Origin of the sequence: Vibrio neptunius, from assembly GCA_019339365.1 — a bacterium.
GTDB lineage: Bacteria > Pseudomonadota > Gammaproteobacteria > Enterobacterales > Vibrionaceae > Vibrio > Vibrio neptunius.
In genome coordinates this window covers 906846-919544 of sequence record CP079859.1, presented here as the reverse complement: position 1 = coordinate 919544, position 12699 = coordinate 906846, and the positions used below count along the sequence as shown (strand labels likewise).

5 protein-coding genes and 2 pseudogenes are annotated in these 12699 nt (G+C 46.6%); 3 read left to right on the top strand and 4 right to left on the bottom strand.

The features are described 5' to 3' along the window. Nucleotides 1–258: 258 nt before the first annotated feature. From acnB to hrpB, 4 genes and pseudogenes are all read right to left on the bottom strand, one after another. Nucleotides 259–2847: a bifunctional aconitate hydratase 2/2-methylisocitrate dehydratase gene (gene acnB, locus KW548_04495; GenBank protein QXX07296.1), complete on the bottom strand. Its 2589-nt coding sequence runs from the start codon at nucleotides 2845–2847 to the stop codon at nucleotides 259–261. Between the two features lie 298 nt (nucleotides 2848–3145). Then, nucleotides 3146–5385 (bottom strand): annotated as a pseudogene (locus KW548_04490) (patatin-like phospholipase family protein). A 121-nt stretch (nucleotides 5386–5506) separates the two neighbouring features. Further along, nucleotides 5507–7866, bottom strand: a pseudogene (mrcB, locus tag KW548_04485) (penicillin-binding protein 1B). A gap of 2 nt (nucleotides 7867–7868) precedes the next feature. Continuing rightward, nucleotides 7869–10322, bottom strand: a complete 2454-nt coding sequence (hrpB, locus tag KW548_04480; protein QXX07295.1) for an ATP-dependent helicase HrpB — start codon at nucleotides 10320–10322, stop codon at nucleotides 7869–7871. Between the two features lie 54 nt (nucleotides 10323–10376). On the opposite strand from hrpB, the gene sfsA reads away from it, so the two are divergent. The 3 genes from sfsA to gluQRS all read left to right on the top strand — a co-directional run bounded on the left by sfsA (nucleotide 10377) and on the right by gluQRS (nucleotide 12637). Then, nucleotides 10377–11090, top strand: coding sequence for a DNA/RNA nuclease SfsA (gene sfsA / locus KW548_04475; protein ID QXX07294.1), 714 nt, complete (start codon nucleotides 10377–10379; stop codon nucleotides 11088–11090). A gap of 138 nt (nucleotides 11091–11228) precedes the next feature. Next, the gene (dksA, locus tag KW548_04470; GenBank protein QXX07293.1) at nucleotides 11229–11675 is read left to right on the top strand and encodes an RNA polymerase-binding protein DksA; all 447 of its coding nucleotides are present in this window, start codon (nucleotides 11229–11231) and stop codon (nucleotides 11673–11675) included. Between the two features lie 71 nt (nucleotides 11676–11746). Further along, nucleotides 11747–12637: a tRNA glutamyl-Q(34) synthetase GluQRS gene (gene gluQRS, locus KW548_04465; protein ID QXX07976.1), complete on the top strand. Its 891-nt coding sequence runs from the start codon at nucleotides 11747–11749 to the stop codon at nucleotides 12635–12637. Nucleotides 12638–12699 lie beyond the last annotated feature (62 nt).

The window sequence follows — 12699 nt, the reverse complement described above, 5'->3', positions numbered from 1 at the left end:
TGATTAATTGCAACTCACTCTCGTCATCCTCAAGAATGAGGAACGAATGAGTTGGGGATCTTTTAAAACAACGACATACTTGAAGAGATTCCCTACTCCTTCCTTCGTCAGTCTAGGGAATGACAGAATTAGAATAGATCCTACTACTCTCGCATCTAGAGCGAAGCGTTCCATAGGACCAAGTCCGTTCCCATTGTCCAAAAAAAGCGCCCACCTTAAGGTGGGCGCTTAGTCAGCCATTCAGTGTTCCAGAGCTAATTATGCAGGCTCTTGAAAAATCACTGAGTCCGCTTTCTTAGTGTACTGATCCATCTTATGGAAGTTCAAGTAACGGTAGGTATCTGCGGCTGTCGCGTCGATTTGCTTCGCGTACTCTAGATACTCTTCCTTAGTGGGAATCTTACCTAGAATCGCACCAACCGCCGAAAGCTCAGCAGAAGCAAGATAAACGTTAGCACCGGTACCTAAACGGTTCGGGAAGTTACGTGTCGACGTTGACATTACTGTCGCCTTATCTGCCACACGTGCCTGGTTACCCATACATAGTGAACACCCTGGCGTTTCAATACGAACACCAGCACGGCCGTATATACCGTAGTAACCTTCTTCGGTTAGCTGATCGCGGTCCATCTTCGTTGGTGGAGCCACCCATAGGCGAGTATCTAACTGACCACCGAACTGTTCTAGTAGCTTACCTGCAGCGCGGAAATGGCCGATGTTAGTCATACAAGAACCAATGAAGACTTCATCGATATTGGTACCCTGAACTTCAGAAAGTAGACGAGCGTCATCTGGATCGTTTGGTGCACACAGAATAGGTTGATCAATTTCTGCTAGGTCGATTTCAATGATGTGAGCGTATTCCGCATCTGCGTCTGCTTCCATCAACTCTGGCTTCGCCAACCACTCTTCCATCGCAGTGATACGACGCTCGATAGTACGACGGTCACCGTAACCTTCGGAAATCATCCACTTAAGCATGGTGATATTCGAGTTTAGATACTCTTCAATCGACTCTTGAGACAATTTAACTGTACAACCAGCCGCTGAACGCTCTGCAGAAGCATCTGAAAGCTCAAACGCCTGCTCAACCGTTAGGTGTTCAACACCTTCAATCTCAAGCACGCGGCCAGAGAATTCGTTAATCTTACCCGCTTTCTCAACTGTCAATAGACCTTGTTGAATGGCGTAGTAAGGAATCGCATGAACTAAATCACGTAGCGTGATACCTGGCTGCATTTCGCCTTTAAAACGAACCAAGATTGATTCCGGCATATCAAGCGGCATAACACCTGTCGCTGCAGCAAACGCAACTAGACCAGAACCAGCTGGGAATGAAATACCCAGAGGGAAACGAGTGTGCGAGTCACCACCTGTACCAACAGTATCAGGAAGAAGCATACGGTTTAGCCATGAGTGGATAACGCCATCGCCTGGACGAAGAGAGACACCACCACGGTTCATGATGAAATCAGGCAACGTATGGTGCGTGTTGACGTCGACTGGTTTTGGATACGCAGAAGTATGACAGAATGACTGCATCACTAGATCAGCTGAGAAGCCAAGACACGCAAGGTCTTTTAGCTCATCACGCGTCATAGGGCCAGTTGTATCCTGAGAACCGACTGTCGTCATCTTAGGTTCGCAGTATTGACCAGCGCGAACACCTTCAACGCCACATGCTTTACCGACCATCTTCTGAGCCAGTGTGTAACCCTTGCTTGATGCGGAAGGATCAATCGGCTTCGCAAACAGATCGTTTTCTTCTAGGCCAAGCGAAGTACGAGCACGACTTGTTAAACCACGACCAATGATCAATGGAATACGGCCACCAGCGCGCACTTCATCAAGCAGTACCTTGCTCAGCTCAAAGTTTGAAATTTCTGCGCCACCTTTGCGCACAACACCTTCATATGGGTAAATTTCAATCACGTCACCCATGTTCATGTCTTGAACGTTTAGCTCAATTGGTAGTGCACCTGAGTCTTCCATCGTGTTGTAGAAGATTGGTGCGATCTTACCGCCTAAACAGATACCGCCTGTACGTTTGTTTGGTACAAATGGGATATCTTCACCCATGAACCAAAGTACAGAGTTAGTCGCTGACTTACGTGAAGAACCGGTACCCACGACATCACCGACGTAAGCCAATGGAATACCATCTTTTTGTAGCTCTTCGATTTGTTTGATAGGACCAACGCTTCCTGGTTCGTCTGGGTTGATACCATCACGTTCCATTTTCAGCATCGCTTTCGCGTGCACTGGGATATCTGGGCGCGACCATGCATCAGGCGCCGGAGACAAGTCATCGGTGTTAGTTTCACCAGTGACTTTGAATACTTTAACGGTAATTTTCTCAGCAACTTTCTCTTTCGAGGTAAACCACTCAGCATCAGCCCAAGATTGCAGTACTTGCTGTGCGTAAGTGTTACCTGCTTTCGCTTTCTCCTCTACGTCATAGAAAGCATCAAACATGAGTAGAGTGTGAGATAGTGCTTTTGCAGCAATAGATGCCAACGCGTCATCATCAAGAAGGTCAACTAGCGGAGCGATATTGTAGCCACCCTGCATCGTACCCAACAACTCAGCTGCTTTTTCACGACTTACCAGTGGCGATTCCACTTCGCCTTTGGTAATAGCCGTCAGAAAACCTGCTTTGACATATGCAGCTTCATCTACGCCAGGTGGGATACGATTTTCTAGTAGGTCAAGAATTACAGTTTCTTCACCTTGAGGGGGATTTTTCAGAAGTTCGACAAGACCAGCAACTTGCTCGGCGTCTAGTGGTTTAGGAACAACTCCTTCAGCAGCACGCTCTGCGACGTGTTTACGATAGGCTTCAAGCACGACTTTTTCCTCTCATTGCGGTTCCTCCGTTATTATTACTATTATTCAACGTAACGAAGTGAACATCCTTGGAAACTTGGCTCTCCTTTTTGCCATATTTTTCATTCATCTTGAGTGAGAAACAGTGCCAGAGAGGCCAAACTGTGGGCAGTAGGATAGCAAATTTAACGATAAATTAAAATCTCATCATTTTGACCAACATAGCAACTTAAGACTAAAGTTCTATGATTTTCTTTGCTTAATTTCATCAATTCCCTGCTTTGATAATAGATGATTGATTGAATGAATTATTAAATAACTATTTAAAACTCGTCCCTATAATCAAGTATATAGAATCGTAGTTTTGTTCTGTTCTGCCATAGCCAAACATGATTGGCCCAACGGGAGAATCAACCCCGGCAAACAGAGAACCTGCAGCGTACAATGGCGCCGAATCGAGTTTGATGCTTGGATCTGACCAAACACCACCGTATTCAAAAGACGCACCTAAGTAAAATGGTGAAGAAAACAACCCAAAGTCATTGTCGAACCAACGGTAGCGATACACCAAACTACCAAACGCTTTGTTCTGACCAATCAAGCTATTACGTGGGATACCAGATAAATTGAGGAAGCCGCCAAGCTCTTTGGGGTCGATGATAAGAGAAGAATTTTTGCTTTCTACCACTCCAACATCGAGGTTCGCAACCAAAGTATGGCGCGAGAAGCTATTGGCATAGACGATCTTAGCACCATATTCATAAGCCGTATCTTCATCATGACCTGCGAAAACACTACCTGAACTGCCGACACTTTCATCATGTGACACTAGGTAATCCAGATTCAAGTACAGCCCTCTATTGGGCAAACTGTAGTTATCTAAGGTATCGATGCGATAATTGGCAAACGCACCTAATCGCTTAAATGAGACGTCACCCAATGATGGCAGCGACGCGAGTTCTCCTGAGCCATCAGTGTATCTGACACCGACTTTAAATCGTCGCCACAAAGTATCTTGGTAACCCACAGCCCACTCAGATTCCCACTCAGTAAACGATATCGGGAAAAAATCTTGAGTCGCTTTGAGTGACGGCACTTCCCCTACATCGTTAGACACATTGACCTTTTCATTGCTGAACGTGACGCCCAAAGTAGTGAACACGTCAGAACTGGAAAAAATCGGGCTGTAAAATTCCCCTTCTATGAGTTTATCTGTGCCCATTTCAACATTAAGAGTCAGCTCAGCGCCAAACTCATTGATATTGGTAAAATTGGTCGATACCCCTATTGCGTATTGACTGTCAGTATCAAAGTCATCTTCCAGGAAGAAACGGAAGTTGACATAGTTAGGACCCCAAGACTTTTCTTTGACGTTTACAATTAAGGCGTCCTGATCGTCAATTTTATCATAGCGATAAGTGATCAATTCAAAACGATCTAACGCGTAAAGATTCTGAATACTCTGCTCAACTTCCGACGTTTTATAGCGATGACCTGCACTAAGGCCCAAATGTTTCTCTAGTATGGCATCACTATAGTGAGTGTGATTATGGACAACAATCTTATCAACGGTGATTTCGTCGCCATATCGCAGCTTTCTGCGTACATCTTCTTTGTGATCAACGTAATCCTGATACTCAGATGAAGACACGCTGTAGCGTTTGAGTAACTCTTTGTTTTGAATAGTAATTTGATAACCTTTTCTGAACGCTTCAGGCATCTTGTCAAATTCTGTCGTTTCCATATCACCAACTTGTGGCTTAAGGAACACATCGTCTTCCGTCAGCGTCTTCGCTTGGCGATTAGTCGTACTGCGCACTAAATAATTCGACAATTGATCCGCTACGGAGAACAGAGTAGTAAAATCATCTTCGTCTTTGTAATCAGTGCTGATATCAACGGCAATAACGATATCTGCGCCTAGATCTCTCGCCACATTGACAGGCATATTGTTGGTTACCCCACCATCCACCAGAAGCTGGTCATTGAGTTCGTAGGGTGGTAAGGCTCCCGGAACTGACATGCTAGCCATCATGGCATCAACAAGGTAACCATTTTCGATGACAACAGGTTTGAGCTCAAGAATGTCGGTTGCAACTGAACGATAAGGAATGGCGAGTTCATCAAAAGATTTAAACGGTGGAAGGTTGCCAGACGATTCACGTAGGATTTTTAGCATTCCTTGTCCTTGCACGATGCCACGGGCAGCACGCACTTCCCCCAGCGAAGACCTAAGTCTGTCGTCAGTTGGAATCTGTCTTCGTATTCTTTGTCACGCACACGACGCTGGCTGCGATCAACCCGATCACGGTAGCCACGGTTCCAATCTATGGTCTCGGTCAGGGTTTCAATCTCGTCCGCACTCATGCCAGTTGCGTACAAGCCACCCACGTAAGCCCCCATGCTGGTGCCCGTTATGTAATCAACTGGAATTCTGAGCTCTTCAAGCGCTTTCAAAACACCGATGTGCGCCGCCCCCTTAGCACCACCACCAGCTAGGACCACCGCGATTTTTGGCCGTTCTGGTACGGCAAGTTCTCTTGTATCAGAAAACGCCATGCGTGGTAACACAAACGCAGATGTAAATAAAAGCCAGACTAGTTTTTTCACTCTAGAGTTCCCGTATTATTCGCATACGTAAAGAAGTCGATAGTTTTATATTATTGACACAAGCAACTGTTTACCAACTCAATATGTTCTTTATCCACTGAGTAGGCTGACTGTCACATTGTTGTTGAAGCACACCATTTTTATCCCAAACGGGTAACTTAAACGAATTCTTACAGTCCAGTTGCAGGCTGCCTTGTTCTGTGGATGCAAAACCGAGGGTGCTGACGCCTTTTGGCCAAGGTAGCGACAGCTTTTCCGGTATGCGGTGATTGAGATATTCCGCATAGACTCTTAACGCACCACTGGAGCCCGTAAGTTTGGTTGGCTTATTATCATCTCGGCCAAGCCAGATAGTTGTCACTTCGCGTCCGTCAACACCAACGAACCAGCTGTCACGCGTATCGTTACTGGTCCCGGTTTTTCCGGCTAACGCCGCCCAGGCAAACTGGCGATTAAGATAACGGCCAGTGCCCTCCAAAACGCCGCGTTTCATAGCATAGGTCGTCAGCCAAGCGGCTTGCTGGTCGATAGTTTGAGACATGCGCGGCAGTGACTGAAAAAGGGCATTACCTTCTAAGTCAACCACAGAACGCAGCGCAGACAATGGCGCTTTCTTGCCCGAATTGGTCAACGTCTGATACATCTGCGCGACCTGAAATGGCGTCAATGTGAAAGAACCAAGAAACATTGATGGCACTGGACGGATTTCATTGCGGTCGACCCCCAACTTTTCCAAAGTATTGACAACATTTGGAATGCCGAGCTCCATACCCAGCTGCACTGTCGGTACATTGAGAGATTTTGCCAACGCCATGTACAAAGGGACATCACCCCGGAACTTACGATCATAGTTACGCGGCGACCAAACACTGCCTTTTGAACCTTTAAGGCTGATGGGTTTATCGTGCAAAGTGGTAGCAAGATTGTACTTATCAGGCTGTTCCAGAGCAGTGAGATAGACCGCTGGTTTGGCTAGTGAGCCAATTTGACGACTGGCGTTCAACGCACGATTGAATCCGTCATAGCCTGTCCGCTTACCTCCGACCATAGCGCGAATCTCTCCGGTATGGCGGTCAACGGCGATTGCAGCCCCTTCAAGCGATTTGCCTGCGATTTTACTAAGCTGAGGTATTTTCTTGGCAATGGCCTGCTCCAACTCTTGTTGAGAAACCGGATCGAGAGATGTAAACACCCTGAGGCCAATATCCGACTGAAACGCCTCACCCACTTTCTCTTTCAGCTCAATCTTCAACTGCTGGAAGTAAGCCGGTTGCCGGCTGGCAATACGCGGATTATCCTGAATATCCAGCGGACGACTCGCTGCCATGTCGTACTGGTTAGCGCTCAGGATCCCCTGCTGCATCATCAGACGAAGCACTAAATCTCGACGTTCTTTGGCTCGCTCAGGGAAACGCACTGGGTTGTAGTAAGATGGCCCCTTAACCATACCCACCAACAACGCCAACTGGTCAATGCGCAGTTCTTGAATCGGCTGTCCAAAATATAGGCGAGAAGCCAGTCCAAAGCCGTGAATGGCTTCTCCACGACTTTGCCCTAAATACACTTCATTCAGATAGCCTTCCAGAATGCGATCTTTGCTGTAGCGATAATCGATGATCAATGCCATGTAGGCTTCACGGACCTTACGCCACAGCGTTCGGTCACTGGAGAGGAAAATATTCTTCGCGAGCTGCTGCGTTAGGGTACTCCCCCTTGCACCGTGCGACCCGCCTTAACGTTGGCAACTAATGCACGGACAATGGCAAACGGTGAGACGCCATCATGCTGATAAAAATCTCTGTCTTCAGTCGCCAGCAACGCATCCACCATGACCTCAGGAAACTGATCACGCCTTAAGAACAGGCGCTGTTCATCGTGATTTTTCTCCAACATCCCCAACATCTTCGGCTCGACCCGCAAATAGCCAAGGTCTCCCGGTGATTCGAGCGACTGAATACGAAGTAAGCTTGAACCATCAAAGTGCAGCATCACATGGCGATCTGGCTCGGGCCCATCGGTAAACTCAAACGGGCGGCGAATCAGTTCAATTTTGGTTGACGACGACGAATATTCACCTGGATAACGGGGCTGACGTACTTTGCGGTAATTGAGTACATCGAGTTCATTGCGAACTTCCTGAATCGAGATCGAATCACCCGGAGAAAGGTTAAGAATGCGAGCGTAAACCACGGTCGGCAAGTCAAACAACTGTCCTTCAAAACGCTGTTTAACCACACTGTCTAGGTAAATACCGACAAACAATAACAAAGCAAACCCAGCTAAACCTAGCTTCCAAGTCACCCCCCATAGAGTTTTTAACCAGCGACGTTGGCCATTTGGCGTGGTTTTACGTTTCACTGTTGCCCGCTTGCGAGCAGGCTTTTTCGTTGCTTTGGTTTTACTGCTCGCAGGTGTTTTTTTCTTGGTCATGATTACAGTTGTCGCTTAGTTTTGGTCGTTGCCATATGGTTAGCCGGATCGTCTGGCCAAACATGCTTGGGGTAGCGCCCTTTCATTTCTTTTTGCACATCTTTATAGGCACCAGACCAGAAGCTCGCTAAATCACCTGTGACTTGGAGAGGCCGTTGTGCTGGAGAGAGTAATTCCATAACCAACGTTTTGCGGCCATCAGCAATGTTTGGCGACCTCTGCTCACCAAACATTTCTTGCATACGAACAGAAAGCACAGGCTCTTGGCCTTGTTGATAGCGTATCTTCTTCTTCGAACCTGTAGGTACGACGTAGTGTGTCGGCAGCCATTGGTCAATTTCCTGATTAAGTGGCCAAGCTATATAGGCCATCAGAGCAGGTTCCAAATCCACTTTAGCTAGCGCTTTGATTGAACTTACTCCAACCAGATAAGGCTCTAACCAAGTCTCAAGATTCTCCAACAATTCTGCATCGGAAACACCGGGCCATTGATGTTCTGGCAACCATTCAGCAGCACATCGGATGCGTTCAAGAGTGTCTTTGCTTCTATCCGACCAGTTTAATATATCCAGCCCTTTGCGACGTACACAATTTAGTAAAGCCTCGGTCATTTTTTGTTTATCTGGCTCAGGGAGTGGACAACGCTCAATCACTAAGCGCCCCAAATGACGTTGATGTTCTGCTATCAATCGCCCTTTGCGCTCATCCCAATCGACACTTTCTTTTGCCACAATCAATTGAGGAAGCCATTTCTCGATTGCAACGATGTCTAGTTCCGCAGCAAGAAAAATTCTCGAGGAATCAGAGTAGCTGCGCATCAGATCAGCGACTACCAGATACTCAGCGGTCGCGAGGCGTTCATCATCGGCCATTTCAGCACCATGACCGTTCGCCAATAAGAACTTCCCCGTCTGCGATTTTCTTCGTTGACCGATACGGTCAGGAAAAGCCGTCGCCAAGATCACGGCGACTAATGACTCATCAACAGCTTCAAGAGAAAAATTGATCGACAATTTACGTGCTAACACTTGGCCACGTTGCTGCGCGACTTTCTGTTTACTGTGAACACCGCGCTTAAAGCGATCAACACTGTGCATGAAATCGAGGACGTTATGTTCCGGTTCTTCTAGTAAACTCGCCACCGCTGAGGCTGTATTCTTCCAAACTTGCAGTTCAGTGTGCACCAACATCGCCGCAATTCGCGGCTCAACGCCGAGTTCATTTGTTAGGCGGCCATGTTCGGTTAACTGGTATTTGTCATCCAAAAGCCCCAGTTTGTTGAGCAAACGACGTGATTGATTCAGGCTATTCTGAGGAGGGACATCGAGCCATTTCATTTCAGCAGCACTCGCTGCGCCCCACTGTGCTAATTCTAATGCTAATGCTGCCAAATCTGAGTGAAGAATTTCAGCCTGTGGGACTTCTGGTTGCTGATTCAACTGGCTTTCACTATACAGACGCAGGCAAATTCCGGGTTCAATACGCCCAGCACGACCAGCCCGCTGTACCGCTGAAGATTGCGCAATTCTGCTTTGTTCCAGTTTTGTCACACCACTTTTTAAATCAAACTTCGCGACTCGTTCTAACCCTGCATCCACGACCAAGCGAATTCCTTCGATGGTTATTGACGTTTCAGCAATATTGGTCGCTAGCACCACCTTACGCTTACCATTTGGTGCTGGCTGAATGGCCGCTTGCTGCTGAGCAAAACCAAGTTGCCCGTACAAAGGACATACTTCGACGTTATCTGGCAGGTCACTCATTCTATCAGCAACACGCTTTATTGCCGCGACACCAGGTAAAAAAGCCAAAACAGAACCGGATTCTTTGCTCATTAGCGAAGCAATTTGCTTGGCCATCACCTCTTCCAATCGCTCATTGGGCTTTAGTGGCTGATAGCGATATTCAACGGGAAAACTGCGACCTTGAGATTCAATATATGCCGCATCCGGCATCAGTTGTCTCAATGCTCGTTGGTCAAGTGTTGCCGACATTACCACCAGTTTTAGATCCTCTCGAAAAGCATCTTGAATCTCAAGACTAAATGCCAAGGCGGTATCAGCATGAATACTACGCTCGTGAAATTCATCAAAAATTAGCAGTGAGACACCATCCAGTTCAGGATCTGACTGGACCATTCGGGTCAGGATTCCTTCGGTAACAATCTCTAATTTAGTCTCTGGGCCTATCTGGGTTTCTCCCCGCACTCGATATCCTACTTGCTGTCCGACCTTTTCTCCCAGTTGCTGAGCCAAATAACGAGCAATATTGCGTGCGGCTAGGCGTCTAGGTTCAAGCATTATAATTTTCCCATCCACGACGTTCTCACGAAGTAATTGCAGAGGAAAGCGGGTCGATTTACCGGCACCGGGCGCAGCTTTGAGGATAACTTGAGAACGAGTTCGCACGCTTGAGAGTAGCTCATGCATCACGCTCTCGATAGGCAGCTGTGACAATGGAAAAACCTTATGGTGTAATAATGTGAGTATTGTACATAAATCCAGTCCCAAATGAAGTTTGATCCCCAACTCGAATCAGCAATCCTAATTAAACGCTATAAACGTTTTTTGACAGACATCCTATTGCCCGACAACAGCGAACGTACTATACATTGTGCCAATACTGGCGCGATGACAGGGTGTGCAACTGCGGGCAACACGGTTTGGTACTCCACATCCGACAACCCGAAACGCAAATACCCTAACAGCTGGGAACTGACACAAACCTCGCATGGGTACTATATTTGCGTTAACACTGCGAGATCCAATCAGTTGGCGGTAGAGGCCATTGAATCGGGAGTTATCAGTGAATTACAGGGCTATGAAGAGCTGAAGACAGAGGTGAAATACGGCATTGAAAATAGTCGGATTGATATCTTGCTCAAGTCACAACATCAACCAACGTGCTATATAGAAGTAAAAAGTGTTACGCTGTTAGATGAAGAGCAGCAAGGACAGGGCTATTTTCCCGATGCAGTGACCACTCGTGGCCAGAAGCATCTGAGAGAGCTCACAGAAATGGCACAAAATGGAAGCAGAGCAGTACTTTTGTTCACTGTTTTACATTCAGGCATTGAAAAAGTCTCTCCAGCACACCATATAGACGCAAAATATTCACAATTGTTGAAAAGCGCACAAGAGCAAGGGGTGGAAGTTTTGTGCTACAAAGCAAAGCTTTCAAACACTGAGATGAAATTGATGGAACGCATCGATTTCACCTGTTGAGAAAAAAATGATGTCATCTTCACATTGACGACAAGTTTACGCTCCAGAGTTTGCCTCATATTGTTCTTTTTGCTATAGATAGCCGCCTTAAAATCTAACTGCGAGCGCAGTTGATTAGGTGTTAGTAGGAGATGCTGCATGCCAGAACCGAAGAAAAAAGCGCTAGGCATCCTAGCCATTGCAGGGGTTGAGCCATATACAGAGAAGGCTGGTGAAGAATACATGTCACCGGAACAAATGGCTCATTTCACAAAAATTTTGACAGCATGGCGCAACCAGCTCAGGGAAGAAGTTGATCGCACCGTTCACCATATGCAAGATGAAGCGGCGAATTTCCCAGATCCAGTTGACCGTGCATCACAAGAAGAAGAGTTCAGCCTTGAACTTCGTAACCGTGATCGCGAACGTCGTCTCATCAAAAAAATAGAGAAAACGTTAAACAAAATTGAAGAAGACGAGTTTGGCTTCTGTGATTCTTGTGGTGTCGAAATCGGCATTCGTCGCCTTGAAGCGCGCCCAACCGCTGACCTGTGTATTGATTGTAAGACGCTGGCAGAAATTAAAGAAAAGCAGATGCAAGGCTAAGCATTCGCTGTTAATAAACACGGTAAGAGGGAGCATACGCTCCCTTTTTGATTTTGATACGATAATAAATGATGAGTTACACAGGCCGTTTTGCACCATCCCCTTCTGGCCCATTGCATTTTGGCTCTTTGATCGCCGCTTTAGGCAGCTACTTTCAAGCCAAGGCCCAACAGGGAAAATGGTTGGTTAGAATCGAAGATCTCGACCCGCCTAGGGAGATGCCAGGCGCTACAGACTTGATCCTTCGTACGCTCGACGCGTATCAACTCCACTGGGATGGTGAGGTTGTATATCAAAGCCAACGACATGAGCGATATCAGGCCCAGATTGAACAGTGGTTGGGCTCATACCAAGCCTATTATTGCCAATGTACTCGTAAGCAAGTCAAAGCCATGGGTGGCTTTTATAATGGTACGTGTCGTCATCGGCTACTCGACAATCAAAAAGAATGTGCCGTGCGTTTAACCATGACACATCCTGTTTATTGTTTTGACGATCAAAAACACGGACAATTAAGTATCCCTAGTCAACTGGCAGATGAAGATTTTATTATAAAGCGTCGAGATGGATTGTTTGCTTACAACCTTGCAGTAGTATTGGATGACATTGATCAAGGGGTCACAGAAGTGGTTAGGGGTGCAGATTTAATTGAGCCTACAGGTCGCCAAATAAGTATGTACAAAGTGTTGGGGGTACCCCCTATCAGCTACCTCCATTTGCCATTGGCACTGGATAAAAATGGTCATAAATTATCCAAGCAAAATCACGCACCAGCCATTGATAACTGCAAGCCTAAACCAGCTTTAATCGAAGCAATGCGTTTTTTAGGTTTTGAGATGCCAAAGGAAATAGAGCAAGCTAATGTCCCAGAAATCATTGAGTGGGGAGTCTCAAACTGGCAAGTTAACCAGTTACCAGACTCGACTGAGATCACACCAATATTCTCAAATCGCTCACTGTGAGCTATCATTAGCCGCAAATCCGCCCCTAGGGCATAAACAGAATCAGAAGCAAGTCCTGACTA